Source organism: Schinkia azotoformans (genome assembly GCF_035811335.1).
Taxonomy (GTDB): Bacteria; Bacillota; Bacilli; order Bacillales; family Bacillaceae_J; genus Schinkia; species Schinkia azotoformans.
This window is the reverse complement of the sequence record NZ_JARSMD010000021.1, coordinates 142,446-168,433: the sequence shown is the minus strand read 5'-3', so window position 1 is coordinate 168,433 and position 25,988 is coordinate 142,446. Positions and strand designations below refer to the sequence as shown.

Here is a 25,988-nt window from a genome sequence, read left to right as displayed (position 1 = left end):
GCTACTTTTTACGGATAGTATAGACCTTTTAATGTTGGCAATAATCAGTAGTAGATTTTAACTTTATTCTCGTGGGTGAAAAAATGAAGAACGCACTTGATATAACCAATTATTTCTTTTCAGAAAATTGGCTTAAACTTTTAGAAGAAGTTACATTTTTTGCAAAGAAAAGCAGGCTTGTTTGGTATCGCGGTCAAAGTAACAATGCTTCCGAAAATGGTTGTTATCCTTTACTTTCAGGGCTTTTTAGACAATCATTTTCGGTAGAGAAAATTTTACAGTGGGAAGAACTAAGCTATAAACGCTTTTTTGAAAATGGCTTTGATTTACACAAAACGGAAAACCAATGGGACCTCCTTTATTTGATGCAGCAATACGGTGTTAAGACAAGATTATTAGATTGGTCTGAATCCTTTGCCGTTGCTTTGTATTTTGCTACAAGAAATTGGGACCATAAAACTTCTTGTTCCATCTGGCTTCTCGACCCTTTCCGGCTTAATCGAATATTTCACAATTTAGATGAATTAACAAGTATGCCAAAAACAATCGATTTCCTAGAAGCTAGGAAAGAATTCCAAAAAACAATGGCGTTAAGCCCTAGAATGAATACATATCGAAGTATGTTTCAAAAGGGTTATTTTACTCTCCAAGGCAATACAAAACAAGGGCTTGAAGAAGAAGAAAATGGGGTGCTTTTACGAGAACGCATCCTTAAACATATCAAAATAGATGTTGAACTTCGAAATGATGTTGAATTGTTTTTGGAGTTAAGCGGGATTAATCAATTAACGTTGTTTCCTGACTTAGGGGGTCTGGCAAGCTATGTTAATCAATGGACGACAACAGATTTAATGAAGCAGAAATTTCTTAAGGATATAAATGATCAAAATTCAAAATTGTTCAGACAAACCTCGTCAGGTAAGATAGAATGGAAAGAGGATGAAAATACGTTTTTACCATAAATCAATTAAATGAAACAAAAATTTAGCAAAATAGGAGTTTAAATAAATGGACTGTGTAAAAAAAGGGGAATGGCTCCAAATCGGAGTACCACAGGAATGGGATCAGGTAAGCGTTGAAAAAATATTGAAGGAAAAATGGAAGGTCCCTAAAAAACTGTTACACCAATTTAGAATGGAAAAAAGGGTACAAGTAAATAGTGAGATCGTAACAAGATGGGATCAACAGCTTAAAAAAGGAGATAAACTGCAAATTCGTTTATTTGTCGATGAGGAATACGGTGCCGCCCCACAATATATTCCGATTGAGGTTTGTTATGAGGATGACCATGTGTTAATTGTAAATAAGCCTGCTGGAATCGATACCCATCCTAATGCCGGGGAACGTGATACACTGGCAAATGCAGTCGCTTATCATTTCCAAGCGGAAGGTCTTCGGACGAAGGTTCGGCATATTCATCGTCTTGACCATGATACTTCCGGTGGTGTCGTGTTTGCTAAACATGCACTGGCGGGCCCCGTTCTTGATCAAATGCTGGAAAAAAGATTGATTTCTAGGACCTATATAGCTTTTGTACATGGGCAAATAAAACAGAAAAAAGGAACGATCACCGCCAAAATCGGACGTGATCGCCATCATCCTACAAGAAGAAGAGTATCAAGCACAGGAGATTTGGCTATCACCCATTATGAGGTTCTCAAATACTACCCTAAGGTCAATGTAACATTAGTAAAGCTTAAATTGGATACGGGGAGGACTCACCAAATCCGGGTCCATATGAGCCATCTTGGATACCCCATTGTTGGCGATATTCTTTATGGTGGAAAACCTGTAGGTATCAAAAGACAAGCCCTACATGCGGAGCATATCCATTTTGTCCACCCATTTACCAATGAAAGTATTGACGTAGCCATCCCATGGAGTGACGATATGAAAAGGTTTCAGAAAACCTTGGCATAATTTCACTCCTTTTGCCAAAACTAGTATAGTGAACATTAAAATTTTGGTAAAAGGAGTGATTTGAATGTCAAATGAAAAAGAAAAACAGCATAAATTAAGCTATGAATCAGATGGAATTATGGGTCATAATCGCCCGGAAAATCCTAGTGAGCAAAATCAAAACAATGAAATGACGGAAGAATTTTTTAATGTAACGCAAAATAGCGAATGAATAGAAAAAGGATTGTTTTCGTTATGAACACCCACGGAAGCAGTCCTTTTTTGGTAAGTAATTGTAAGCTCCTTCCATAATTTACATGATATAATGAAGTGAGATGGTAAAAGGGGTGGTGGTTAAGGTGGATCTAGGTCGGAAACACGAATGGAAAGAAAAAGGTGTTGAGATCGGGTACGTATTGGGACTCTCACTAATACTAGCTGCTATTATTTATTTTTTTGCATCAAATTGGCCTGGCTTTGAGAAGTGGACAAAAATTGCCCTTAGTATTGGCTTGCTTATTTTGTTTTATCTTGTGTCCTATTTAGTAAAATTTATTTTCCAACGACATCCTTCATTAAGCTCCTTATTTTTATTTTTTGGTTCGTTATCATTTGGAGTATGTGTTGCCTTATTAGGACAAATTTACAACTCACATGCAGATAGTTATATGCTATTTGTCGTTTGGTCGATTCCAGTACTCTTATTAAGTGTTATTTCTAAATTTCAGCCATTTTATGTGGCATCATTCATTCTCATCCATTTAGCTGTCTATTTTTATGTGTTTCCATCTTCTGGTGTTCAATATGTTCCGAAAAACTATGCTCAATGGGTCTTTCTAGGCATAGCTATTTTAAACGGTATATTATTTTTTATAATTGAAAAAAATCTTATAAGATCTATTCCACTTCAATATTTAAGTTTGATTGTATTTCATGTTATTATGCTCGGGTTAACAGTAGAGAAGTTATTTGATCCGTTTAATGTTATTGTGAGCTTAATGTATATCGGTTCACTCGGATTTTTATATCGATACTTAACACAAAAAGAACAGAATAAAGGCTTTCTAGTCATACTCGGCTTGGCTTCGATTGCCTTTGTCATAATAAAATTTATTGAGTTTGTTATTTATACCAACACTGAATGGATCTTTCTATTTACTTTTATCCTTCCTTTTATTATTGTTGGCCTTGTTATTTATGGTTTGCGGAAATGGAAAGTAAGCGGGAAAGGGGAGGAAAAGCATTCCTTTTTCAGAAAAATTGTAGTAGGAATTACGACTGCAGTCGCATCGATTATCGCTGGAAGTTCACTTTTTGGGATTTCATTTTTGTTAATCAATGATATTCCGTTTTCCTTCTTTGCCTTTTTTTCAATCGCCCTAATTTTATTGGCCAAAATTAAATCGAATTGGGATTCAATCATTACGTACACATTATTATCCACGGCATTATTTATCGGGATACCGGCAACTTTTGAATCAAATTTGGGCATTGATTTGTTATTCATTGCCGGGCTGCTCTATATTTTCTGGACATTTAAAAATAGAACGATTCGATATATCGTCTACTTAAGTATGATGATTGTGATCACAGGCGCATTATTTGAACCAAATGAGTTTACGAAGGAATTTGTAATAGGCTGCATTTTATTAATTAATGTTGTATTGTATTTGATTTCTAACAGCATATCTAAAACTGCGGTCGGGCATATTTTAATGCATAATAGTATGTTTTATGGTTTATTATCATTTTTTATTTTAACATTCCTGTTTGAGGATCAAAAAACGATATATTATTTGACTAATATCCTGTATTTTGTGACGACAACTTTACTTGTATTATGGTCCCTTAGGAAGAGCTATTCGATTCGCTATCGTGTCTTTTTGGCTTTCTGGTTTGCCTTCATTGTTTACAAGTACTATGATCTTGTCTGGAGTTTAGTCCATAAATCTATAACATTCCTTATTACAGGACTGTTCGTATTACTAATAATCCAGAGGTTTGACAGAGTTCCTAAAGAGAAAATTTCAAGACATTTATTGTCGTTGAAGGCTGCCAGTATTATTGCAGTTATTTTCTTACAGTTGGCTATACTCGGTGTTCAAGTTGGGAAGAGTGAATCACTTCTTGCAAATGGTGATTTAATTAAGCTAGAGCTGGCACCTGTTGATCCAAGGTCACTATTGCAAGGTGATTATTTAGTATTAAGATATTACATTTCATCGTTACGAATTGAGGAAGACGGTTGGAATGAGGTGGTCCGAATTGGACTTATAGAAAACAAGGATGGGCTTTTTAGTTATAGCGGTCACTATGTCGTAGGTAAAGAAGTTCCTGCAGATATGATGAAAAAAGCCGATGTTTGGATTACTGGAAGATTGAAGGGATATGAAAATATCGAATATGGAATTGAAAATTATTTTGTACCTGAGGGGACAGGGCTTGATCTTCAGGAGAAAGTCCGTTACGCCTATGTTAAGGTTGCGGAAAACGGTGATGCCATGCTAGTAGAACTTGCAGAGGAATAGGTATAAATTTTCCATTCACTACAAACCATAATAGGGAAAAACGAAAAGGGAGTAATGAAAATTGGATATTCATCGTGCAAAACAAATCATCTCGTCTCCAAATGAAATCACAGTAACATATCACGGAGTACCTGTTTGGTTACAACATACAAATGAAACGGATCAATCTGTAAGTGTATTTACAAAAGATAATCCAAATGATGTTAGGGTTGTACCAGCCGCAGAGCTTAATGAAAAATAATTCTAACAATAAATGAAGGGAGCCCGGAAAGGCTCCCTTCATTTATTTAAACTAACGTAAAATCTTCTTTTCTAATGGTATGAATAATTTCATTTATTTCATCCTTAGAAAGACTGCGTAACCGATTATTCTCACGACCTAAAAATACGAAAGTGCCAGGAATATTTAATCTGTAAGTTCTGTTATTACTTTTGTTTTCATAGTAATCTTTGTTGCACATCACAATTATCGAAGGATGATTTAATGGCAGTGCCTTTACGTTATCACCAATAATCTCTTGTATTTCCCCATACTTGCCTTTTATAGACTTTATGCACGGTGGAAGATTGGGTTCGCATATCAGTATATTCATTACAAATCTCCTCGGTATAATCTCTTATACTATTGTAACATCAAAAATCCTGATGCAAATATATTAAAGTTTGGTAAAAATTTATGATATTCTTAACTTATTAAGAAAAAAATTCAAATTTTTCATGGTTTAGCTTTTTTTGATTGTACATTCTTCTCAGCATGTTTTTTTAATCCAGTTACAATACTTGCTGTTATTTCTTCACTACAGAGGAGCTTTATGCCATAGGAATAAACATTTAAAGACCATTCTTTTTTCTGCCATAGAATTATACCAGGAGTAATAAATGCTTGTTCATCAATTGGAAAATGTACTTCTATTTCTACTTTTTTTAGAGTTGGAGAAACATTGAGTGAAGAAATCATTTTTAAGCCGTTTGGGCTAATATCAATGATTTGTCCACTACCGAACTCAGTGTTAACCTCGGAATCGTCTATTTTAATGATTTTAAATGTGCAATCAATTGGTTTATTAAAGGTATAACGGAAGCTTTCCTGACGCCGAAATATCATATTATTCCTCATTTATTTACAAATTCTTCCCTTTTAAGTAGTATTATACAATAGAAACCCTATTCTTTTCCATATAAACTATTTAAAAAATTAAAAGTACCCAACACCGTCTTGGATTGCACGGTGCCAGGCACTTGGGATTTTTAAAGAAACTCTTGGCTATTGAAATTTTACATTTTCATAACTACGGCTGTTCCTTCTAAAACCATTTTTTCATATTGATTGTAAATATGTGTATTCATCTTGAGTATTTGCTTATCATCTCTTTTTTCGATTACTTCGCCTACAACGGTTAAGGTATCACCAATTTTTACAGGCGCCTTGAACTTTACATCTTGAGATAAATACAGTGTATTTTTTCCTGGTAGCTTTGTGCCAATTAAAGTAGAAATAAAACCGGCTGTGAGCAGTCCATGGGCAATACGTTCTTTAAACATCGTAGTTTTTGCAAATTCGTCATCCACATGAATCGGATTAACATCCCCTGTCACCTTTGCAAATTCCATCACATCATCGTTCGTAATCGTCTTCGTGTAAATAGCTTTCGTACCAACCTGAATTTGAGAATATGGGACATCACATACTTGGTTTGACTGTTCAATGAAGCTCATCCACATCTCCCCAATCTGTTTAACTTAATAAAGTTACTTTAGTAACGAAAGGTTTTGGGTTTGGAATTTTTCAAATTCCTCTGTAATTTTTTCAAAAACATTTTTCATCTCAAGAGAAATTTCATTAATCATAGATTTCATTTCAGAGCGATTTTTCTCTTGTTGCTGAAAGAGTTCATCAATACTTTTCTCAATTTGGCTTAAGTTTTGAGACATCAATTGTTTGACAGCGTTTTGTGGTGTAAGTGAGATTTTTGATACACGTTCGATTACATCCTCAAGCTGCTTTTGGATATTTTGTAGTGATTCACTTGTGTTTTCGTCTTGATACTTTTCTACTGTGGACAATGCTTTCACCTGAAACTTCTCAGTGATTGCTTTTAATTCCTTAGAATATGAATCTAATAATTTAAAATATAATTCCACCGCGTTTTTCTGTTGATTAAAGGTTTGCATAAACAAATTTTCAAATTGTTTTTGATTGCTATATACTTGCGTCAACCCCTCGTCCCATCGGTCCCAAATAAGATTAATGAAATATTTTGAGTCAAGTGCTGTCATGAATAATTACCCCTTTTTTATTATTTATTTTTATAGTTTCTAGTTTTCTTTTTCTTCGTCTTTCTTCTTACTATGCTGTGGAAAAGTAAACATATTGGTATAAACTGAAAAAAATTGATCAAGTATCGATTGGTAATGCTCAAGCGAATACACACAAGTTTTTAAGTATTGTTCACCTGCCTCTGTTAATGAATAAATTCTTTTTGCCGGTCCAGCTTCTGATGTGTCCCATTCAGACTTAACGAGTGTATCCTTTTCCAATTGTCTAAGCATCCGATATAAATTTCCTTGGTCAATCGTAGAAAAACCAAAGTCCATTAATTGCTGCAAAATTTTGTAGCCATGGCAATTAATATCGCGAAGACTTAAGAGTATGAATGGAACAATAAAATTTTTAGGAGCCTGAAAGGTTTGTTCTGATTTACTAGAAGAGTCTTTAGAATGATTTGTCATATTATTCACCTGCTTTAAAATGTTCTCCCTACATGTAATTTACACATAGATGGATCAATTAAGAACTAAAAAGTGTAAAAAATAAAATAAATTATTGTATTTTGAGTTTTTGGTTCTAATTCAGGTGCAGGGTCATAAGTTAAAAAGGGATTTAAAATAGCGGGTTTTTAGAAAGGAGAACGTCTGTGAACCATTCAAATACGATTGATCCATTTGAGATTTGGAAGAAGGTTTATGATCAAACGGAATCTTATTGGAGTAAAGTGCTGGATGAAAATCTTGCAACAGAAGATTTTTCGATAGGCCTTGGAAAAGTTCTTGATATGAATCTTCAATATAAAAAGTTAGTGAATGATTCCACGAGCGCTTATCTTGAACAAATGAATATGCCTTCAAAAGACGACCTAGCAAAGTTAGCCTCATTAATCATAAATGTGGAAACGAAAGTAGATCAAATAGAAGAGGTTGTAGAAGAGGCCATTGTTGTACAAGCAGACCAGGATAAACAAGCTAGTGAAATTAAGAATTTACAACATGAAGTAAAAAGGATTCATAGAAAAATGGATCAAATTTTAGAGCTACTGCAAAAACAAGCTTAAAACTAAATAGGAAAGAAATTAGGGTAAAAAAGAAGGGATGGCGAGGGGGCACATGGTAAATTCATTAGTAAAAGATTGGGAAAATGTATTTGAAGAAACAGTCCCAAAAGAAATTAAAGATTCGTATATACGAATTAAAAGGGCTTCTGAAATAATGATAACAGAAGCAGAGCCTGAGGTAGGTTTAACACCAAAAGAAGTGATTTGGACAAAAAATAAAACAAAGCTTTATCGTTATGTTTCAAGTCAACCAACTAAACATAAAACACCATTTTTAATGGTCTACGCGTTAATTAATAAACCTTATATTTTAGATATAACACCTGGCTTCAGTCTTGTGGAATATCTTTTGAATCGCGGCTTTGATGTTTATTTGCTTGATTGGGGTACACCGGGAGAAGAAGATAAGCAAATGAGGTTAGATGATTATATTCTAGATTATATTCCTAAAGCAGTTAAAAAAGTATTAAAAACATCAGGTGCTGATGAAATCTCGATGTTAGGTTACTGTATGGGTGGAACAATGACATCGGTTTTTGCTGCATTACATCCTGAGCTACCGATTAAAAATATTGTTTTTATGGCAAGTCCTTTTGACTTTGAAAATACAGGTCTTTATGCAAGATTATTAGACGAACGTTATTTTGATTTAGATAAAGTGGTGGAAACATACGGAAACGTGCCGCCTGAAATGATCGATTTTGGAAATAAAATGCTTAAACCAATTGCAAACTTTTACGGACCTTATGTAAGTTTAGTGGATCGTTCAGAAAATCAAAAGTTTGTTAACTCGTGGAAATTAATGCAAAAGTGGTTAACTGATGGAATTCCGTTTCCAGGTGAAGCTTATCGTCAATGGATTCGCGAATTTTATCAACAAAATAAGCTAATAAAAGGCGAATTAGTCGTACGTGGCCGAAAAGTGGATTTATCCAAGATTAAGGCGAATGTTTTGAATATTTCTGCTGAAAAAGATCTAATTGCAATGCCGCACCAAGTAGAAGCCTTGATGGATGCTGTTTCTAGTGAAGATAAACAATATGTATGCATATCAACTGGTCATATTTCGATTACTTTTGGTCCAAAAGCTGTTAGAGAGACGTTTCCAACAATTGCCGACTGGTTAGAGGAGCGTTCTAATTAAGAAACATTGACTTCCGTGAACTCAATTGATAAAATAAACAAAGTAAGATATAATAAACAAGCAATACTTCATACAAAACTGGCGAGAATCGCGCAGATCTTGTATCTGTGAGGAAAGTCCGTGCTCGCACAGGCTGCGATGCCTGTAGTGATCGTGCCTAGCGAAACCGTAAGCTAGGGCAGCTCTTTCCAAGAGTTGACGGCAGGGAAAATACCTAAGTCCATTTTGGATATGGTATGACTACCTTGAAAGTGCCACAGTGACGGAGCTTCAATGGAAACATTGGAGGTGGAACGAGGTAAACCCCACGAGCGAGAAACCCAAATTTGGTAGGGGAAGTGTCTGGAGGGAATTGAACCGAACAGACACCATAGCCATTAAGGCTGTGAGATAGATGATTCTCCATTCAAGTGCGAGAATACTTTTCGTATTCATTTGCAGCACTAAATGAACAGAACACGGCTTACAAGGTTTTGTATGAAACCAATTGTGAAAATAAACTGAATGATGTAAAATGACGGACTTTGCAGCTAATTATGCAAGTCCGTTTTGTTTTATAATGACAATAGTAATTCATAGTTATCATCAAGCGAAAAGTATGCTATATTTGTTAAGTCTTTGTTATTTTCTAATTAGATAGTAAAAGGAGTTTAATAGTATGGATTTTCTTACAATTTTAAAAGCAATTATCCTTGGTATGGTTGAAGGATTGACGGAATTTGCGCCTGTTTCTTCGACAGGACATATGATTATTGTTGATGATATGTGGCTGCAATCAGAACAATTTTTAACGAAATATGTGGCTAATACATTTAAAGTAGTTATTCAGCTCGGTTCAATATTAGCTGTTGTCGTTGTCTTTAAAGACCGTTTTATTGAGATGCTGGGACTTGGAAAACGAGGGAGGCAAGCCCTTCATGAAAAAGGACATCTTAAACTAACACATGTGATTGTTGGCTTAATTCCTGCTGGAATTCTAGGAGTACTCCTCGAAGATATGATTGATGAACATTTATTTACAACTGGAACAGTTCTAATCGGTTTAGTTTTGGGTGCCATCTTAATGATTATTGCTGATAAATTCACTAAAAATAAACCAATGGTTCAAACGGTAGACCAAATTACTTATAAACAGGCATTTACAATCGGCTGCATTCAATGCCTTTCATTGTGGCCTGGATTTTCGAGATCAGGTGCAACGATTTCTGGAGGCGTTTTAGTCGGTTTAAGCCATCGTGCCGCGGCTGATTTTACTTTTATTATGGCTGTGCCAATTATGGCTGGTGCAAGCGGTATATCATTTCTTAAAAACTTAGAATATTTTTCATTCGATGCATTGCCATTTTTTATTCTGGGTTTCATTAGTGCTTTTGTATTTGCTTTAATTTCTATCCGCTTTTTCTTAAAGCTCATCAACAGGATAAAACTTGTGCCGTTTGCAATTTATCGTATAGTATTAGCTGCTGTGATTTATGTGGTTTATTTTTAAATAGCAGGAAAGGGACTTACCCCAAACACGGTAGGTCCTTTATTATTTTGAATATTTCAATGGATGCTTTTTAATCGGCTGTAAGGAGAGAATACGATGAAGAATATCATGCCTACGCTCCAATGGTTACTGTTTATGGTTTCAGGGAGCATCGTTACACCAATTGCAGTAGCAGGTATTTATAATTTTAATGTTGATCAAACGATTGATTTTATCGCAAGAACCTTCTTTGTATTAGCAATAACAGGGTTACTGCAAGTTTGGTTTGGACACCATATGCCTGTTTTAGAAGGGCCGGCCGGTTTATGGTGGGGGATTTTTGCTTTATACGCAAATTTAGGAGTCGTTATTTACGGTTCCTTGGAAAATACGTTACAAACATTGGAATTTGCATTGCTTATTAGCGGGGGAATCGCCATCCTTTTAGGTCTCTTTGGGCTGATTGAAAAAATTGCAAAATTTTTTACCCCGGCGGTCACAGGGACTTATATGATTTTATTAGTTGCCCAACTAAGTGGTTCATTTTTAAATGGGCTCCTAGGCGTAGATTTAACCGGAAAAATCTCATATAAAATTGCCATTTTATCATTTATTATTGTTTTGATCTCATTTTTAACAGCTCATCATTATATATTAAGACAGTTTGGTATTGTGATCAGTATCGTAGTTGGTTATATTTTATTTTCTGTTTTTGGTCTTTCAACACCATTTCATGAAGCAAAATCCTTCTTTAAGCTACCTCAACTTTTTGCATTTGGATCCCCTAATGTAGATTGGGGGATTGTACCTACTGTATTTTTTATTACATTGCTACTAATCACGAATATGTTAGCAACGGTCAAAGTTGTTCAAAGTGTCTTAAAAAGGGAAGGGAAAAAGATTCCGGAGATGCCCGGAAAAAAAACAGGGGCAATTATGGGGATTAGTCAGCTCTTAAGCGGATTATTTGCTTCTGTAGGTTCTGTACCAATCTCAGGTACAGCGGGCTTCATTGCAACAAGTAAAATTATTAGCAGAACACCTTTTATAATTGCTTCCCTTGTTATTATTGTTTTAACGTTCTTTTCACCAGTGATTGCTGTAATTGCAACAATACCTGCTGCAGTTGGATATGCAGCTATTTTTCCAGCCTTCTCAGGACTGTTGTCTATCGGCATTAAAGAATTGTTTTCAAGTGAAGCAGTTGAGAAAACAATTAGCAAAGTCGTTGTGCCACTTTTTGTCGGTTTAGGTGTGATGTTCATTCCAACCGAAGCTTATTCTTCATTGCCGCCACTAGTTGCTTCAATTCTAAGTAATGGGCTTGTATTGGGAACGATCATGATCTTATTAGTGGAGGTTATTGATGTAAAAAAACAACAATTTAGAAAAAATCAATAAATAAACACCCTCATTACTTGGAGCGTGTCCAAAGTAATGGGGGTGTTTATTATTATTTATTTTCAAGTTTTCTTAAAACTTCGAAGATCTCTTCGTTTTCAGGAAGTTCGCCGATTGGATGTACATCAATAAATTGGATAATACCTTCTTTATCAATGACGAACAATGCGCGCTCGCTCATTCCATTTTCATGGCGCACTCCATAAAGGTCTGTTACTTTACCTTGTGGGTAGAAGTCAGAAAGAAGTGGGTAGCTGATGCCACCTACAGATTTTTGCCATGCTTCATGGCTAGGTACACTATCTACGCTAATACCCAAAACTTGAGTATTTAAGCCTTCAAACTCATCGAGGTCATCTTCGTATGAAGGCATTTGCGCGCCTCAGACTGGTGTCCAATCTAAAGGATAGAATGCAATAAATACATTTTTTTTGCCAAGATAGTCAGAAAGAGTGACTTCTCGATCGCCGTGTGCTTTTAGAGTAAAGTCAGGGGCTTTATCTCCAACTTTGAGCGTTTTTGTTTCAGTTGCTCCTTTTGGCACAGTAATTCCTCCTTTTATAACAAATAATTTATTTATAATTAACCAATAAGGGAGAACACCCTTTTGGTAATTATCACAAAAATATTGTAATTGTTAAAATCTTTATAAGCAAATTGTGCTTATTAGCTGTACTGAGCTTTCATTGTTTTACGTTTGTTAACATGTTGATCTGCTCCAAGCGCAGCAATACATCCATCTGCAGCCGAGATAACAGCTTGCTTAATGAGAGTACGACGTGCATCACCGCCGGCAAATACGCCGTCAACACTAGTACGTAATGCCTCATCAACCATTATATACCCTTCCTCATCACGTTTAACCGCATCTTTTAGGAAATCTGTGCCTGGTTTAAGTCCTGCAAGGTATAAGAAGACACCATCAACTGCCCATTCTCCTTCATGCTTGTCAGCGTCTCGAATTATAAGCTTTTCAACTTTTTTATTCCCGATGATTTCTTTCAAGCGGTGATTCCAATATATTTTTACATTATCAAGCTTTTCAAGTTCATCTGTATTTGCTTCACCTTTTAACTTATTGGTTGGAACAAACAGCATAACTTCTTTAGCAAATTTAGCCAAAGCTTGTGTTTCGTGAACAGCTTCTTCCGTATCTCCAACTACACCAACAATGCGGTCTTTAAAGAAGGCAGCGTCACAAGTTGAACAATAGCTGACACCACGACCTGTATATTCTTCTTCACCTTTAATTTTACTGCCAGGTGCTTTAGCACCAACCGCAATAAAGACACTTTTTGCTTTAATTGTCCCCTCAGGAAGTTCAAGCAATTTAATATCTTCGTTCGAAAAATCTACGCTTAACACATTCGAACGAACAAAAGTTGTTCCAAAATTATGGGCTTGTACATGCATTTTTCTTAGAAGTTCTTGACCAGTAAGCTCCTCTGGAACTCCTGGATAGTTAGCGATTTTATGTGTAATGGCAAGCGTTCCTGAAGCAGGTGCTTTATCAATAATTAATGTTTTTAAGCGGGCACGGGAAGCGTAAACAGCTGCTGAAGCTCCAGCAGGTCCTGCCCCAATGGTTACAAAATCATAAACATCATCAAACATTTCCTTTGTTGGCTCTTGGAAGAAGTTTTCAGAGGATTGTTCCTCACTGGTATTAGTTGGTTTATTTGCAGCGATCATTTCATCAGTAATTCCAAGAGCTTTTTTCATTTTCTTAGGCCGATATCCGATAAAGGCTTCACCGTTAATATAGACAACTGGTGTAGAGAACATACCTTCCTTATGAAGATCTTCAAAATAGGCAGGGTTTTCAGTTACATTTCGTTCCTCATAATCATAACCCCATTCTTTAAATTCCTTTTTCATTTTTTCACAATAAGGACAACCGGTACTGCTATAAATAATTATTTCAGCCATTTGAATTACTCCCTTTTTCAATTAATTTTGATTACGAATTAAGAGTTATATTTTATAATAAAGATTAAAATATATTAATTATTAATTTATAATTATTATAATCTGTAGAAAAGAGGCTGTCAACTTAATTGGACATTTTTTTATTTTTAAAAAATGTATTCATTTACGCATAAAATTTTCATATATATAAATAAAATTCTTTTTTTTGGGGGGTATATATGAAAAATATTGTTATTGACTCAGACGATATTGCAAAATTTTTTTATGAAAGATTAATTCAATCCGGTTTTGTTCCATCAGAAGAAGAGACATTAATAATCGCTGATATAGCTTTTGATTATTTATTAAGTATTGGCATTATTGAAGAAATTGATGATGAATAATCAATAGCCTATATCGAATTTTCCCCGTTTCCCCCCTTTTTTACTACAGGTCATGCCTTCCTATTTTTTTAACCTCCCATTATGAATTCATTAACAATAATTACATAAACTATTGTTGTCCGACAAAAAGGAGGTATGAAGGATGACGCAAAAAGCTCAGAACAACAATGAAATTGCAGAAAAAAATTATCAACCGCAAGACTATACTAGTAAAAATGAGCTCAATTCAGGCTTAGCAACCACCCATGAACAAGTGAGTGATACGTATGCAGAAGGTACGCTTGAAGCAAAAATTGATAATGTAAAAGGTCAAGATATTGAAATCCCGCGAAAAGGCTATGAAGCTTAGATTTTTGAGGCTAACTTCTAAGCCTCTTTTTTTCGAAGGGAGGGAGCTTTCTGCCATATCTAAATATTGACAAAGCCTCACTGATGAAATGTACAAAGCAGGTCTTTACTACCAACGAAACATTATTATAAGTTTAATAAATTAATTGACAAATTTATGCAAAAACTAGCAACCGTTTCGAGTTGAATATTATGTAAATTACAAACTTCGCTAATATCAGCTTAGGATGTCAATTTCTGCGCTTTCCCGAGAAATATTTTATCTTTTAATGATGGAGGTACAGAACAATGAAAAAAAGTACTCAAGTAAGGTCAGAGGCAACTGTTGCACCAGGAATCGATGATGAACAAGGACTGGAATTAAAGGCAACCTCAGAAGATATTAAGAAAGGAAGTACAACAAAGGTCACGATATTATCATTGGATGAAAACGATCCCTCTTGAAATATTATAACGCAAAAATAAAAAAGAGGTACTAAATATTGGTACCTCTTCCTATTTTCCTTCATTATTTTGATTTAGATCTATTTTTTCACCGCCAACAGTCAAGTAACAAAGAATGTCAATTTCTTCTGGCAGCGATTTTTTCATCCCTTGGATATAAGGTTTCACCAAGTCTTTAAAGTCCTCTGTCACGCCATTTTCTGCTTGACCAAACACATATAATTTCTTCTCATCAAATAAAAAGGTTAGAAACCCGACAGGTTTATTATTTTGATCAACAATATTTAATAATTGGTAATCGTTTTTTATCATTTCAGGTGATAAATATATTTGCAAGCAAATGTACCCCCTTTATTAATTTAAATTTCCTTTCCTTATTCAGTTTTTAACTCGAGCGGTTTAAATAGGGATCCCCCCATTTTTGTGGAAGGATTCTCGTTTTTGACGTGAATCATAACCATACATAAAAGCCCAACAAGAAGCGTTAAGCTTGCTGTGGAAAGAAACATACCTGCTCTTGACCATTCCATCAACCATCCATAAATTGGCGGACCAATCGCAACGCCCAAAAATCTTACAGAGCCATATAAGGAGGTTACAAATCCCCTTCGCGTCGTCTCTACTGACCCGGTAATGAAGCTGTTTACACATGGTAGAACTAATCCTGTTCCAATACTTGAAATGGCCAAAATAGCAATAAAAGGGATTAATTTTTCAAAAAAAACGAGCGTCGCAAAAGAAACAGTCATTAAAATAAAGCCAATTACGATCAGTTTTTTCATTAACGGCATCTTTTTGCCAATTTTACTCCCAGTAACATAAGAGGTAATTGTCATAAAAAGAAGAGGTATCGCTAGAATACCGCCTTTTAATACACCGTCTGTGTGATACGTTTTTTCTAATACATCAGAGATATAAAATAAAATTCCAAATAAGGTAAATAAACAGGTAGCCCCTGCTAAATAAGCGGTAAATAACCATCTGCCTTCCTGTTTAAAAACTGAAAACAGTCCTTTAACATATGTCCCGACAGGTGGAGGCTCTTTCTTTTTCTTTTTTTCATGAATAAAAAATATCGTTAGTAAAATCGATAATAAACAAAAGACTGGAAATGCAAAAAATGCTGCATACCAAAATAATAAGGCCAAAAGTGAACCGATAATGGGGGAGACAACTTTCCCAAAGCCATTTGATGCTTCTACGAGACCTAATACACGACTTTGTTGCCCCCCTTTAAATAGGTCTCCTGTTAATGCCATGGCGATTGGGGCCGTACCAGCAGCTCCAATCCCTTGGAGAACACGTCCAGCCATAATCCACATATATGGATCCTTAAACCATGCCGCCGCTGCACCAGCTAATAAACCACCTGTCCCATATGCAATCAAGGCTGGTATAATAACGGCCTTTCTTGTAAAGCGGTCGGATAAATAACCTAAGACAGGAATAGAAATAGCCGCACCAACAGAAAACACAGTAATGATTAAACTAACTTGGAATTGCGAAATATCTAATTCAGATTTCATTTTCGGTAGAACGGGGATAAGCATGGAGTTCCCAAGCACTAAAATGAGCGGAATTGATCCAATTGCCAAAATAGTCATAAATGAATTGTTTTGTTTGGACAAGTGACTATACAGCTCCTTTAATACAAATTCTCATGACTTTACTATTGTTCGAAAAATTTTCGATTCCTATGCAAATAAACATCCCATCGGTTTTAATTGCGATTCACCCTTCAGATAAATGTTGAATAGCATAAACAGAAGGAAAAAGGAGGCGTATATCCTAAATGAACTTTCTTGATATGCCAAAGAGAACTATTGGAAATAGAACATTCGGATTGACATCCATTGCCGATTTTGGGGTCCCAGTTGGACAATTACGATGTATTTTAGATGATTACCATTCTTATATTGATGTAGCAAAATTAGGTGTTGGTTCTGCCTATGTTACCCCAAACTTTGATGAAAAAATCAAATTATATAAACAATATGGAATTAAGGTATATTGTGGGGGAACATTATTCGAAAAATGTTACTATCAGGGAAAATTAGACGAATATAGGAAGTTTTTGCAAAAACATGGGGTAGAGTGGATTGAAGTGTCAAATGGCACGTTGGATATACCTCTTGAAACAAGATTTGATCTTGTCAATGAATTGAAAGCCGATTTTTCCGTTCTAGGTGAGGTTGGTTCGAAAGACCAAACCCAAGAACTTTCTGCTAGAAGTTGGGTATTAGAAATGAATTCATTACTTGAGGCTGGATGTAAGTACGTGATTACTGAAGGTCGTGATTCAGGAACAGCCGGGATTTACAATCCAAATGGGGAAGTAAAGAAATCGATTATAAAAGAGCTTACAAAACAGGTGGATATAAACAGGGTCATTTTTGAAGCGCCAACAAGTAAGCAGCAAATGTATTTCATTAATGCCTTTGGTCCCAATGTTAATTTAGGTAATGTTAAAATGCAAGATGCACTTTTGTTAGAAGCAGAACGAGTGGGATTACGTAGTGAAACGTTTTTTATGGAGCCAGACTCAAATCCCGCCCGCTTATAGTAAAAGGAAAAAGGAGTAGCGGTGATGGAATTATTATTAATAAGACATTTACCAACGGAATGGAATATATCTGGATTCCTTCAGGGTTCACAGGATATTCCACTACTTCCAGTTATTGATGAAGATCTTGCAAAACTAGAGGAAAATAAAAAAGTGATCAGCTCTTTCCAGCCGGAGATTGTCGTTGCCAGTCAATTAAAAAGAACACAACAGACCGCTTTACACTATGGCTTTCCTAATCCTTTTGTTGAACCGTTACTTAATGAACTGAATTTTGGAAAATATGAAGGAATTGAGAAGAAACATCTATTACAGGTAAAAGAATGGATTTCAGATCCTAAATCACTTATATTAGGTGAGCGATTAAGCGATTTTGAAAAGAGAATCTTTCGGTTTCTTAGCAAATATGATCACTTTACTCGTATCTTGGTCTTTGGGCACGGTTCATGGATTCGCGCACTGCTTTCATTAAATCAAATAGGTTCCATAAAGGAAATGAATCAAATCGAGGTTCACAATAATGAATTGATTTACCTTACAATTAATCAACAATTGCTTCAATTGGGATAAGGGGGAGGTTATCTTGCTCACATATGATTCGTGTCCGGAAGAGTTACTGAAAACCATTTCTTTTAAAGAATCAATGGAATGCCTTAAATGGGCCTATAAGGAGTATGGCGAAGAAATCGTGTACGCATGCAGCTTTGGTGCGGAAAGCAGTGTGCTCTTACATTTAATAAGTAAGATTAAACCAAATGCAAGGATCACGTTTATCGATACATCTCTTCATTTTAAAGAAACGTATGAAATACTTAATGAGGTCAAGGAAAAATACCCCGATTTCCAAATCAACTCCATTTATACTAGTATGTCATTAGAAGATCAAGCAAACCAATATGGTGAGAATTTATGGGAAAGAAATCCAAATCAATGCTGTCAAATTCGAAAAATTGAACCATTGAAAAATGAGTTAAAAAAATATAAGGCCTGGATTTCTGGATTGCGCAAAAGCCAATCTGAGACGAGAGCCAATATAGAATATATCAACATGGACCATAAATTTAAAACGATAAAAATTTGCCCGCTAATCCATTGGAACTGGGAAGAAGTTTGGATGTACATTAAGGTACATGATTTGCCTTATCACGAGCTCCATGACAAAGGATATCCAAGTATTGGCTGTAAGGTATGTACAAAACCTGTAACTGGGGATGGAGACTTGCGGTCCGGGCGTTGGCTGAATCATCAAAAAACTGAATGTGGCCTCCACATGGATTAAGCGATGTGAAAACTAAATGATCTATATCAGCTGCCTATACAGCAACAGAGAAAAAGAGTAAAATAAATTCCTACTTGATCAAGTAGGAATTATTTTTTTCGCCAACCAATAGAGGGAGATGAAAATATAGGGAATTCCACTTCAATTATAAAATCAATAATTTTGGTTGAAACCCATTGACACATGACGGCAAAAATAATAATTTTCCAATAGATAACAATGGAAGTTAACAAAAAGATTGAAATATTAATAAAAAACATCACACGTCCGGGTCGGATCCGATAGGAATGTGAAATCATGAGAGCGGGTATAACCATCCCGCCGCTTGATGCCCCGTTACGGATTAACAGTCCGACACCGATACCAAAAATAACACTTCCCATTACTAAATCAATAATGATGTGGGTGTGGGAAAGTGAGACAAAAGTAGTAAGGAGACTAACTGTAACCGATGTAATCGTTACTGCAAACATCGTCCGCATTGTCCACGAGTAACCAAAATATTTCAAAGCAACGGTTAAAAAAATAAAATTAACAATCCATAACCCAAAGCCAAGAGGCATTCTAAAAAAATAATTTAATAATATTGCAAGACCTGCTGCTCCCCCTGATGGGATGTCATGTGGAAACAAGAATAATGACATACCAATGCCTTGAAAAACTGCCCCAATTAATAAAAGCAAATAAGTTATGATGTGTCTCTTCATATGGGATTCCACTTTCTATTATTTACTTTGTTCTTGTCCATATTATGTTTTCGAGCGATAAATTATGAATTTTTAAGAGTAATAGATTTTTTAAATAAAATAAAGTAGGATAGTTAAATAGGGTGGTGCGAGAAATAAATGAACCAACAAAAAGTTAATTGTTTTAAATGCAGACATTTCTATACGACGTGGGATGTACGGTTCCCAAGAGGGTGCAAGGCTTACGGCTTTAAATCGAGGCAAATTCCTTCAGATTATGTTCAACAAGTGTCAGGCCATGCTTGTATGAAATATGAGGATAAAAATAAACCTCCGCAACGACAAATCAAACAAATAAAAGATAATAATGGGGGATACCATATTTGAATGGCATCCCTATTTTCAAAATGCACAATAATTTGTGTTCCCTCTTTATTGCACTTTTTGCCAATTTATTCTACGTAAAGTAATCAATTTGAATTTTTATGTCATACATTGAGGGACAGGCTCATACATTTTATCATATATTTCTAAATAGGATGTGTGAGCTTAATGAGATATTTATGGATTTTTCATATGATGATCATTATGACTTTTCTTTTCATTGCGGCGCCATCTGTTTTTGCGGAGGTAAGGACAGGACAAGCTGTGTTTAAGGATTTGATTATCGATGATGATGGAAGAGAGATAAAAGTTTCAGAGCCGGTGATTTTATTTGAGGGGCAGAATTACTTGCCATTACGTGCCGTGACTAATAATCTTCAAAAAAGTGTATATATTGATGAACATACAAACAATTTGGTTATTGGAGCTAGGTTTCCAAATGAGGAACAACCCTCCAAGGAACCTGTTGAAGCATCACAGTATCGACCAAGTTTAAAATTTGATGGGCAGGTTTCATCAAATGGTATCATTATAATGGAAGATAATCAGAAAAATGTAATGTTTGAAAAAAATGGCTACTCTACCTATTATCCCGCCAGTACGACGAAAGTACTAACAGCACTAATTGCGCTTGAACTAGGGTCTTTAAATGATCAAGTTATAGTTTCAGAGAATGTAAACAAGCTGCCTAGCGATAGTCGCAGGGTATTTATTCAACCGGGGGACGCACTCACATTGGAACAGCTTCTATACGGAATGATGCTTTATTCTGGAAATGATAGTGCATTGGCCATAGCTGAGCATATTGCTGGTTCTGAAGAAGCCTTTGCAAAGTTAATGAATGAAAAAGCGAAAGAAATCGGTGCCATCCACTCTAATTTTGTTAATCCACATGGGTATCATCATCCTGATCACTATACAACACCATACGATTTGGCATTAATATTAAAAGCGGCAAGTGAACATCCGTTATTTTTAGATATTATCAATACCCCTGTTTATAAAGCAGTGTATACAAATAAAAAAGGGGAAAAGGTTGTAAAAACCTGGGATACAACGAATAGTTTTTTGAAAAACTCAAATTTGGCTATCGATGGAATTATCGGTGGCAAAACCGGTTTTACAACCCCTGCTAAACGTACTTTAGTTACGGTTGCTGAACATAATGGCCATCGATATTATGTTGCAGCGTTAAAAGGAGATTCAGTCGGCAGATACATGGATACAAGGAAGCTATTGAAAATGGCCTATCAAAAAAGAGCTGCATATGACCAAGAAATAATAAAAAATATTAATGTGGCTTTTTTTGATCATTCATTGGAAATAGGGGATCAAAGCATCGCTTCACCTGGACAAATATTTATTTATAAGGGAAGAACCTATATCTCTCAATCTTTCTTAAGTCAAATATTAGCAGATGTTGATCAACTTACTGCAACTGATAATAATATTAAAATAAATCTTGAGCCAAAATTTGCATTTGAAGAAATCGTGAAGCCGTTGTCCATGTCACTTGTTAAACAGCAAAATAAACCGCATATACAAAATAAATTGATCGCTCATTCCTTTTCTTCATTGTTAGCCTTTTCTTACTTTAAAAGTCACTCCTTTATGGTAAGGTAGAATAGAAGATTACGTACCTAAGGTAAAAGGGGTTTTGTCATGGGATTTAAAAGGTTTATTCTAGTATTTTTCATAATAGGAGTTTTTTCATTTTTTAATCATGCTAACACAACTGGCGCTGAGGGAACTGCCTTATTAGATATTGACAAAGGACGTACATATGTACCGATTCGCTTTGTAACTGAACAATTTGGTGCAGAGGTAACTTGGAATGGGGAAGACCGTACGGTTTTGATTAATAATCAATCGAAAACTGTTATTTTAAAAATTGGCGACCAAAAGGTTGAAGTCAATAAGAGGATCGAGCAAATTGATGCACCACCTTTTATAAAAGACAGTATTACCTATGTGCCGCTTAGATTTATTTCAACGGTATTAGGGACAGAACCAGTATGGGAACCTAAAACGTCAACGGTTAAAATTGAATTGAACAAAAAGGTAATTACCTTATCAACGATCCCGTATAACTCAAAAACAGTAACAAAAATAAATGGAACCAAAGGAAGTTCAATAACGGAGACCGTCAAATCTTTTAAAGTCGGTGCAAAAACATTCAAGGCAAATGTGATTACTGTTGATTTGAATGACCTAGCGCTCGATTTGAAAGTTGCTATTGCAAAAGACAGGGTTGGTCAAGTAGAATCACTGGCTAGTATCGCAAAGCGTAATGGGGCAGTGATAGCCATAAATGGAACTTTTTTTGATGCTTATACAGAAAGTAAAGAACCATATGGAATGATCATTGCTGATGGAAAAATCGTTTGCGTAGGAAAAGAGCGTACTGTCTTTTCATTTGATGCCGATAATAATGTTTCTTTTGGAATTATGAATCCTGAAATTAAAGGTTCTACCAACGGTTCCGATGTATGGCCTAATAATTGGTATTCCTATTGGCTGAATCGAACACCTTCATTTAATGCAGCGGCAAACGTTGTTGTTTTTACACCTGATTGGGGGGATTCGCTTGGATTTCCCCATGGGACAAACGTCATTGTAGAAAATGGGAAAGTGAAAGAAATTGTAACAGATAAAGATGTTAAAATTCCTAAAAATGGATTTGTTATTAACCTTATGGGATCGGAAGTTCATACTTTATTGTCACGGTTCACAGTTGGAACAACTGTTGACTATGAAGTGGTCGAAAACAGTAATAAATTAGAGTCCATTGATGGTGCAATTGCTGCAGGCCCCCGTTTAGTAACGGATGGCAAAATTACAGTTGATTTTGATAAAGAGGGTTTTAAAGATCCTAAAATCAGAACACAAAGTGATGCCAGAAGTGCGATCGGTGTTACTAAAGATCAAAAGCTGATTTTCTTAACAACCACCTCAACTATTATTGATTTAGCTGAGATTATGAAACAAGCTGGGGCCTATCAAGCTATGAATCTTGATGGCGGTGCCTCTAGCGGGCTTTATTATAATGATAAGTATATTTGGGCACCAGACCGTGAAATTAGTAATGCTATTTTGGTGATAAAAAAGTAATGTGATAGGCTGACTGCCATTTAGTCAGCCTAGTTTATTTTAAGAGCCGATATATTTAGCATAAATTGCTTTGGCTTTCGTAATATCATCTGTTCCCTGAATCATGACCCGGCCGTTGTTAAAAAGAATTATTGTTATTTCATCAAGATGACATTTTAATAAAAAAGGATTAAGTTCAACAGTGCCAACATTCAAAAGAATTTCCTTCATTTTTTCTAAATCAACTTTATGTTCTTTTCTCGGTGTAATTTGCACGGCATTCCGTCCACATAATGCTGCATAATCATCACCCTGAAAAGCAGCATTCAAAAATTCAAATTCATGCTTTTCACAGGCAGGGCATTTTGGATTTCTACTATTAGATATATCCATTTTCATTTCATCATTTAACCAAATATCGAATTGTTCTAAATTTGGATTTCGATTTTCATGATCTTGAACAATTAATTTTATCACTTCAGTTGCTTCAAAGCTTCCGACTAAATGGGTGACGGCTGAAATGACACCAACCATATCACAGGTTTCTGACTGGCCTTTAGGAGGATTCGGGAACAGGCAACGATAACAAGGCCCGTGGGTAGGTGTAAAAACGGCAAACATTCCTCTAGAGCGGACAGCAGCCCCGTGGACCCATGGAATGCTGTATTTAATTGAAATATCATTAATTATATAACGGGTAAGAAAATTATCAGTACCATCAATAATGACGTCTACATCTGACAATAGCTCTTCAGCATTCCAGGCATGAATATCCGTGACAACAGGTTCGATTTTGATCGAGGAATTAATTTTGATAAGCTTTTCATAAGCAGCCACTGCTTTAGGCTTATTTTCCAATGCATCATTTTCGTCATATAACATCTGCCGCTGCAAATTTGTTTTTTCAACAAAATCTCTATCTATGATTCTTATAAAGCCAACTCCACTTCTTGTTAAATGATTGGCAATGACTGTTCCTAATGCACCCACACCAACGATAGCGACGCAGCTTTTTGCCAGCTTTTCCTGTCCTGCTTCACCAATTTGTGAAAATAATATTTGTCTAGAATATCTTTCTAAATATTTATTTTCCATACAATCACATCCGTAAATTTAGAATATTAATACTTTTCACTATTTATTTTGACCTTATTATTGTATAATATATTCAGTGAAAAGTGGAATAATAGGCAGTTTCTTTATGTAAAATGAAATGAAAACGCTGTTATTTCGTCCAACTTTATTTTAAAAAGGGGTGTATTTCATGAACTTAGGCGGATTTAAAAACAAGGAAGTAGTGGTTGATTTAACTCAAGGACAGGTTACATACCGAGAAATCAACGAAGATTTAGCGAAAAAATATATCGGTGGACGAGGCCTTGGTGTTAAATACGTATTTGATAATGGACCAGAGGTGGAAGCACTTTCAGAAGAAAACATCCTTTGCTTAATGACAGGACCAGTTACAGGCTCACGTTCAACGATGAGCGGAAGACTATGCTTTGTTACAAAATCACCGTTAACAGGTACGGTTACGGACTCTCATATGGGTGGTTGGTCTGCTGCAAGGCTAAAATGGGCTGGAGTAGATAATGTTATTTTCAAAGGAAAAAGTGACAAGCCCGTCTATTTATATATTGAAAATGGTGAAGCAGAGCTTCGTGATGCAAGCGATCTTTGGGGTAAGAGTGTCCGCGAAACCATTAATCAATTAAAAGATCGATATGGCAAGGACGATTTAAGTGTGATCACCATCGGTCAGGCTGGGGAAAACCAAGTTCGCTTTGCTTCATGGATAAATGAAAATGACCGTGCTGCAGGTCGGGGAGGTACAGGTGCTGTTGCCGGTTATAAAAACTTAAAGGCAATTGTTATCAAAGCAGCGCAAAAAGGGAATATGCCTGAACCGAAGCAAAAGGAAAAATATTTGGAAGCTAGTAAAAAAGCAACAAAGGCCATTATGGATGGCGGCCTAACAGCTCCTAAAAAAGGTGGATTGTCGCTTTACGGTACGAATGTATTAATGAATATCATTAATGAGGTAGGTGCTTTACCAACTGCTAATTCCAAGTTTTCTAATTTTGATGGTGCAGAACAGCATAGTGGTGAAGCAATTCGGGATTCAATTCTAGTTTCAGAGCCTGCGTGCCATGCCTGTCCTGTTGCTTGTAAGAAAGAAGTAGAGGTAAAAGAAGGAAAATATAAGGTCAAAGTTGAAAGCTTTGAATTTGAATCTGCTTTTGCGTTTGGATCAAACTGTGGCTTGGCTGACAAAGAACCAATTGCCTTCTTAATTGATATTTGTAATGAATATGGAATGGATACAATTGAGCTTGGTCATGCTTTATCAGTGACAATGGAAGCATATGAAAGAGGCTTGACTGAAGAAAAGCTCGATTGGGGCGATGCCGACCGCATGATTGAGATTGCGAAGCTTGTTCCATTCAAACAAGGTATTGGGGCCATTTTGGCCGAAGGACCTGCCGCTGCTGCAGCCAAATTCGGTGCACCGGAAATTTCAATGTCCGTAAAAGGACAATCAATTCCTGCTTATGACCCTCGTGGAATTCAAGGAATTGGTCTAGGATATGCTACAAGTAACCGTGGTGCTTGTCACTTACGCGGCTATACAGTAGCAAGTGAAATCGCTGGTATTCCCGAGCCTACTGACCGTACTAAACCAGAAGGAAAAGGCGAGCTATTAAAAATATTCCAAGATTTATTATCATTCTCTGATTCTATGAATATTTGTAAATTCTCATCTTTCTCTGAAAATGCTGAGCATTATGCTGAGCAATACAGCACGATGACAGGTAATGAATTAACGGCAGATGATGTAATGAAAACAGGTGAAAGAATTTATAACCTTGAGCGTTATTACAATAACCTAGCTGGTTTTAACAAACGTGAAGATGATTTCTTACCAAAACGATTTACAGAAGAGGGTGGATCTGGTAACAGTAAAGGTCTTGTAAGCCGTATGGATATCATGCTTGATGAATACTATCAAGTCCGCGGCTGGAGAGATGGCGTCGTTTCAGATGAGAAATTAAAAGAATTAGAGATTATCTAATTCACCAAAATGAAAAGTCTTGCGTCCCGACTCTTATTCT

Annotated in this window: 30 protein-coding genes and 1 other RNA gene; 20 read left to right on the top strand and 11 right to left on the bottom strand. The window is 35.8% G+C overall.

The annotated features are described in order from the left end of the window. Positions 1-83 precede the first annotated feature (83 nt). The 5 genes from P9E47_RS13700 to P9E47_RS13680 all read left to right on the top strand — a co-directional run bounded on the left by P9E47_RS13700 (position 84) and on the right by P9E47_RS13680 (position 4,668). Positions 84-962 carry an FRG domain-containing protein gene (locus P9E47_RS13700; protein ID WP_326163693.1) on the top strand — a complete coding sequence of 293 codons (879 nt, stop codon included), beginning with the start codon at positions 84-86 and terminating at the stop codon, positions 960-962. 46 nt (positions 963-1,008) lie between these two features. After that, positions 1,009-1,920 carry an RluA family pseudouridine synthase gene (locus P9E47_RS13695; RefSeq protein ID WP_003330197.1) on the top strand — a complete coding sequence of 304 codons (912 nt, stop codon included), beginning with the start codon at positions 1,009-1,011 and terminating at the stop codon, positions 1,918-1,920. Between the two features lie 64 nt (positions 1,921-1,984). Next, positions 1,985-2,131 (top strand): hypothetical protein, encoded by a 147-nt coding sequence (locus P9E47_RS13690; protein ID WP_326163691.1) that lies wholly within the window; start codon positions 1,985-1,987, stop codon positions 2,129-2,131. A 127-nt stretch (positions 2,132-2,258) separates the two neighbouring features. Then, entirely contained in the window at positions 2,259-4,427 is a 2,169-nt protein-coding gene (locus P9E47_RS13685) for a GDYXXLXY domain-containing protein (protein WP_003330198.1), read from the top strand. Between the two features lie 61 nt (positions 4,428-4,488). Further along, positions 4,489-4,668, top strand: a complete 180-nt coding sequence (locus P9E47_RS13680; protein WP_003330199.1) for an H-type small acid-soluble spore protein — start codon at positions 4,489-4,491, stop codon at positions 4,666-4,668. A 46-nt stretch (positions 4,669-4,714) separates the two neighbouring features. On the opposite strand, the gene P9E47_RS13675 is transcribed toward P9E47_RS13680, so the two are convergent. The 5 genes from P9E47_RS13675 to phaQ all read right to left on the bottom strand — a co-directional run bounded on the left by P9E47_RS13675 (position 4,715) and on the right by phaQ (position 7,157). Then, positions 4,715-5,020, bottom strand: a complete 306-nt coding sequence (locus tag P9E47_RS13675) for a DUF3846 domain-containing protein (protein ID WP_003330201.1) — start codon at positions 5,018-5,020, stop codon at positions 4,715-4,717. Positions 5,021-5,142: 122 nt separating this feature from the next. Then, on the bottom strand, positions 5,143-5,532 hold the full coding sequence (locus P9E47_RS13670) for a PilZ domain-containing protein (protein WP_003330202.1): 390 nt from the start codon (positions 5,530-5,532) through the stop codon (positions 5,143-5,145). A 170-nt stretch (positions 5,533-5,702) separates the two neighbouring features. Further along, positions 5,703-6,143 (bottom strand): MaoC family dehydratase, encoded by a 441-nt coding sequence (locus P9E47_RS13665; protein WP_003330203.1) that lies wholly within the window; start codon positions 6,141-6,143, stop codon positions 5,703-5,705. A gap of 33 nt (positions 6,144-6,176) precedes the next feature. Continuing rightward, on the bottom strand, positions 6,177-6,704 hold the full coding sequence (locus tag P9E47_RS13660) for a hypothetical protein (RefSeq protein ID WP_003330204.1): 528 nt from the start codon (positions 6,702-6,704) through the stop codon (positions 6,177-6,179). A 39-nt stretch (positions 6,705-6,743) separates the two neighbouring features. Further along, positions 6,744-7,157, bottom strand: coding sequence for a poly-beta-hydroxybutyrate-responsive repressor (phaQ, locus tag P9E47_RS13655; RefSeq protein ID WP_003330205.1), 414 nt, complete (start codon positions 7,155-7,157; stop codon positions 6,744-6,746). A 185-nt stretch (positions 7,158-7,342) separates the two neighbouring features. On the opposite strand from phaQ, the gene phaR reads away from it, so the two are divergent. The 5 genes from phaR to P9E47_RS13630 all read left to right on the top strand — a co-directional run bounded on the left by phaR (position 7,343) and on the right by P9E47_RS13630 (position 11,769). Further along, on the top strand, positions 7,343-7,756 hold the full coding sequence (gene phaR / locus P9E47_RS13650) for a polyhydroxyalkanoic acid synthase subunit PhaR (protein ID WP_003330206.1): 414 nt from the start codon (positions 7,343-7,345) through the stop codon (positions 7,754-7,756). 52 nt (positions 7,757-7,808) lie between these two features. Then, positions 7,809-8,900: a class III poly(R)-hydroxyalkanoic acid synthase subunit PhaC gene (gene phaC / locus P9E47_RS13645; RefSeq protein WP_003330207.1), complete on the top strand. Its 1,092-nt coding sequence runs from the start codon at positions 7,809-7,811 to the stop codon at positions 8,898-8,900. 75 nt (positions 8,901-8,975) lie between these two features. After that, positions 8,976-9,371, top strand: an RNA gene (gene rnpB, locus P9E47_RS13640) — RNase P RNA component class B. Between the two features lie 187 nt (positions 9,372-9,558). Next, positions 9,559-10,389, top strand: a complete 831-nt coding sequence (locus tag P9E47_RS13635; protein ID WP_003330208.1) for an undecaprenyl-diphosphate phosphatase — start codon at positions 9,559-9,561, stop codon at positions 10,387-10,389. Positions 10,390-10,485: 96 nt separating this feature from the next. Then, entirely contained in the window at positions 10,486-11,769 is a 1,284-nt protein-coding gene (locus tag P9E47_RS13630) for a purine/pyrimidine permease (RefSeq protein ID WP_003330209.1), read from the top strand. Between the two features lie 52 nt (positions 11,770-11,821). Here P9E47_RS13630 and P9E47_RS13625 read toward each other — a convergent pair whose 3' ends face one another. Together P9E47_RS13625 and P9E47_RS13620 are read right to left on the bottom strand one after the other, a co-directional pair. Continuing rightward, positions 11,822-12,313 (bottom strand): peroxiredoxin, encoded by a 492-nt coding sequence (locus P9E47_RS13625; RefSeq protein ID WP_081585640.1) that lies wholly within the window; start codon positions 12,311-12,313, stop codon positions 11,822-11,824. 122 nt (positions 12,314-12,435) lie between these two features. Then, on the bottom strand, positions 12,436-13,698 hold the full coding sequence (locus tag P9E47_RS13620; RefSeq protein WP_003330213.1) for an FAD-dependent oxidoreductase: 1,263 nt from the start codon (positions 13,696-13,698) through the stop codon (positions 12,436-12,438). A 218-nt stretch (positions 13,699-13,916) separates the two neighbouring features. Here P9E47_RS13620 and P9E47_RS13615 point away from each other — a divergent pair, with 218 nt between their 5' ends. From P9E47_RS13615 to P9E47_RS13605, 3 genes are all read left to right on the top strand, one after another. Continuing rightward, positions 13,917-14,081: a YozD family protein gene (locus tag P9E47_RS13615; protein WP_003330214.1), complete on the top strand. Its 165-nt coding sequence runs from the start codon at positions 13,917-13,919 to the stop codon at positions 14,079-14,081. Between the two features lie 142 nt (positions 14,082-14,223). After that, positions 14,224-14,430 (top strand): YozQ family protein, encoded by a 207-nt coding sequence (locus P9E47_RS13610; RefSeq protein ID WP_003330215.1) that lies wholly within the window; start codon positions 14,224-14,226, stop codon positions 14,428-14,430. A gap of 287 nt (positions 14,431-14,717) precedes the next feature. After that, positions 14,718-14,873 (top strand): hypothetical protein, encoded by a 156-nt coding sequence (locus P9E47_RS13605; protein ID WP_003330216.1) that lies wholly within the window; start codon positions 14,718-14,720, stop codon positions 14,871-14,873. Between the two features lie 51 nt (positions 14,874-14,924). On the opposite strand, the gene P9E47_RS13600 is transcribed toward P9E47_RS13605, so the two are convergent. Continuing rightward, positions 14,925-15,209, bottom strand: coding sequence for a hypothetical protein (locus P9E47_RS13600; RefSeq protein WP_003330217.1), 285 nt, complete (start codon positions 15,207-15,209; stop codon positions 14,925-14,927). A gap of 38 nt (positions 15,210-15,247) precedes the next feature. Next, positions 15,248-16,477, bottom strand: a complete 1,230-nt coding sequence (locus P9E47_RS13595; RefSeq protein ID WP_233276100.1) for an MFS transporter — start codon at positions 16,475-16,477, stop codon at positions 15,248-15,250. Between the two features lie 188 nt (positions 16,478-16,665). On the opposite strand from P9E47_RS13595, the gene P9E47_RS13590 reads away from it, so the two are divergent. Genes P9E47_RS13590 through P9E47_RS13580 form a run of 3 tightly spaced genes read left to right on the top strand, consistent with a single transcriptional unit; the run spans position 16,666 to position 18,715 of the window. Next, on the top strand, positions 16,666-17,436 hold the full coding sequence (locus P9E47_RS13590; RefSeq protein ID WP_003330219.1) for a phosphosulfolactate synthase: 771 nt from the start codon (positions 16,666-16,668) through the stop codon (positions 17,434-17,436). Between the two features lie 24 nt (positions 17,437-17,460). Then, entirely contained in the window at positions 17,461-18,006 is a 546-nt protein-coding gene (locus P9E47_RS13585; RefSeq protein ID WP_003330220.1) for a histidine phosphatase family protein, read from the top strand. 13 nt (positions 18,007-18,019) lie between these two features. Beyond that, positions 18,020-18,715: a phosphoadenylyl-sulfate reductase gene (locus tag P9E47_RS13580; RefSeq protein ID WP_003330222.1), complete on the top strand. Its 696-nt coding sequence runs from the start codon at positions 18,020-18,022 to the stop codon at positions 18,713-18,715. Positions 18,716-18,804: 89 nt separating this feature from the next. On the opposite strand, the gene P9E47_RS13575 is transcribed toward P9E47_RS13580, so the two are convergent. Continuing rightward, positions 18,805-19,422: a YitT family protein gene (locus P9E47_RS13575; RefSeq protein WP_003330223.1), complete on the bottom strand. Its 618-nt coding sequence runs from the start codon at positions 19,420-19,422 to the stop codon at positions 18,805-18,807. Positions 19,423-19,560: 138 nt separating this feature from the next. On the opposite strand from P9E47_RS13575, the gene P9E47_RS13570 reads away from it, so the two are divergent. The 3 genes from P9E47_RS13570 (at position 19,561) to P9E47_RS13560 (ending at position 22,896) form a co-directional block, all read left to right on the top strand. Further along, positions 19,561-19,788, top strand: coding sequence for a hypothetical protein (locus P9E47_RS13570; RefSeq protein ID WP_003330224.1), 228 nt, complete (start codon positions 19,561-19,563; stop codon positions 19,786-19,788). Between the two features lie 165 nt (positions 19,789-19,953). Further along, a complete protein-coding gene (locus P9E47_RS13565; RefSeq protein ID WP_003330225.1) occupies positions 19,954-21,408 on the top strand; it encodes a D-alanyl-D-alanine carboxypeptidase family protein in 1,455 nt (484 codons plus the stop codon). Positions 21,409-21,447: 39 nt separating this feature from the next. Further along, positions 21,448-22,896: a phosphodiester glycosidase family protein gene (locus tag P9E47_RS13560; RefSeq protein WP_003330226.1), complete on the top strand. Its 1,449-nt coding sequence runs from the start codon at positions 21,448-21,450 to the stop codon at positions 22,894-22,896. A gap of 39 nt (positions 22,897-22,935) precedes the next feature. Here P9E47_RS13560 and P9E47_RS13555 read toward each other — a convergent pair whose 3' ends face one another. Beyond that, positions 22,936-23,970: a ThiF family adenylyltransferase gene (locus P9E47_RS13555; RefSeq protein ID WP_326163690.1), complete on the bottom strand. Its 1,035-nt coding sequence runs from the start codon at positions 23,968-23,970 to the stop codon at positions 22,936-22,938. Between the two features lie 169 nt (positions 23,971-24,139). Here P9E47_RS13555 and P9E47_RS13550 point away from each other — a divergent pair, with 169 nt between their 5' ends. After that, the gene (locus P9E47_RS13550) at positions 24,140-25,948 is read left to right on the top strand and encodes an aldehyde ferredoxin oxidoreductase family protein (protein ID WP_003330228.1); all 1,809 of its coding nucleotides are present in this window, start codon (positions 24,140-24,142) and stop codon (positions 25,946-25,948) included. Positions 25,949-25,988: the final 40 nt, after the last annotated feature.

Coding starts and splice junctions, on each gene's coding strand:
- P9E47_RS13700 (WP_326163693.1), top strand. CDS start 84: ATGAAGAACGCACTTGATATAACCAATTATTTCTTTTCAGAAAATTGG.
- P9E47_RS13695 (WP_003330197.1), top strand. CDS start 1,009: ATGGACTGTGTAAAAAAAGGGGAATGGCTCCAAATCGGAGTACCACAG.
- P9E47_RS13690 (WP_326163691.1), top strand. CDS start 1,985: ATGTCAAATGAAAAAGAAAAACAGCATAAATTAAGCTATGAATCAGAT.
- P9E47_RS13675 (WP_003330201.1), bottom strand. CDS start 5,020: ATGAATATACTGATATGCGAACCCAATCTTCCACCGTGCATAAAGTCT.
- P9E47_RS13670 (WP_003330202.1), bottom strand. CDS start 5,532: ATGATATTTCGGCGTCAGGAAAGCTTCCGTTATACCTTTAATAAACCA.
- P9E47_RS13665 (WP_003330203.1), bottom strand. CDS start 6,143: ATGAGCTTCATTGAACAGTCAAACCAAGTATGTGATGTCCCATATTCT.
- P9E47_RS13660 (WP_003330204.1), bottom strand. CDS start 6,704: ATGACAGCACTTGACTCAAAATATTTCATTAATCTTATTTGGGACCGA.
- phaQ (WP_003330205.1), bottom strand. CDS start 7,157: ATGACAAATCATTCTAAAGACTCTTCTAGTAAATCAGAACAAACCTTT.
- phaC (WP_003330207.1), top strand. CDS start 7,809: ATGGTAAATTCATTAGTAAAAGATTGGGAAAATGTATTTGAAGAAACA.
- P9E47_RS13635 (WP_003330208.1), top strand. CDS start 9,559: ATGGATTTTCTTACAATTTTAAAAGCAATTATCCTTGGTATGGTTGAA.
- P9E47_RS13630 (WP_003330209.1), top strand. CDS start 10,486: ATGAAGAATATCATGCCTACGCTCCAATGGTTACTGTTTATGGTTTCA.
- P9E47_RS13620 (WP_003330213.1), bottom strand. CDS start 13,698: ATGGCTGAAATAATTATTTATAGCAGTACCGGTTGTCCTTATTGTGAA.
- P9E47_RS13615 (WP_003330214.1), top strand. CDS start 13,917: ATGAAAAATATTGTTATTGACTCAGACGATATTGCAAAATTTTTTTAT.
- P9E47_RS13610 (WP_003330215.1), top strand. CDS start 14,224: ATGACGCAAAAAGCTCAGAACAACAATGAAATTGCAGAAAAAAATTAT.
- P9E47_RS13605 (WP_003330216.1), top strand. CDS start 14,718: ATGAAAAAAAGTACTCAAGTAAGGTCAGAGGCAACTGTTGCACCAGGA.
- P9E47_RS13595 (WP_233276100.1), bottom strand. CDS start 16,477: ATGACTATTTTGGCAATTGGATCAATTCCGCTCATTTTAGTGCTTGGG.
- P9E47_RS13590 (WP_003330219.1), top strand. CDS start 16,666: ATGAACTTTCTTGATATGCCAAAGAGAACTATTGGAAATAGAACATTC.
- P9E47_RS13585 (WP_003330220.1), top strand. CDS start 17,461: ATGGAATTATTATTAATAAGACATTTACCAACGGAATGGAATATATCT.
- P9E47_RS13575 (WP_003330223.1), bottom strand. CDS start 19,422: ATGAAGAGACACATCATAACTTATTTGCTTTTATTAATTGGGGCAGTT.
- P9E47_RS13570 (WP_003330224.1), top strand. CDS start 19,561: ATGAACCAACAAAAAGTTAATTGTTTTAAATGCAGACATTTCTATACG.
- P9E47_RS13565 (WP_003330225.1), top strand. CDS start 19,954: ATGAGATATTTATGGATTTTTCATATGATGATCATTATGACTTTTCTT.
- P9E47_RS13560 (WP_003330226.1), top strand. CDS start 21,448: ATGGGATTTAAAAGGTTTATTCTAGTATTTTTCATAATAGGAGTTTTT.
- P9E47_RS13555 (WP_326163690.1), bottom strand. CDS start 23,970: ATGGAAAATAAATATTTAGAAAGATATTCTAGACAAATATTATTTTCA.
- P9E47_RS13550 (WP_003330228.1), top strand. CDS start 24,140: ATGAACTTAGGCGGATTTAAAAACAAGGAAGTAGTGGTTGATTTAACT.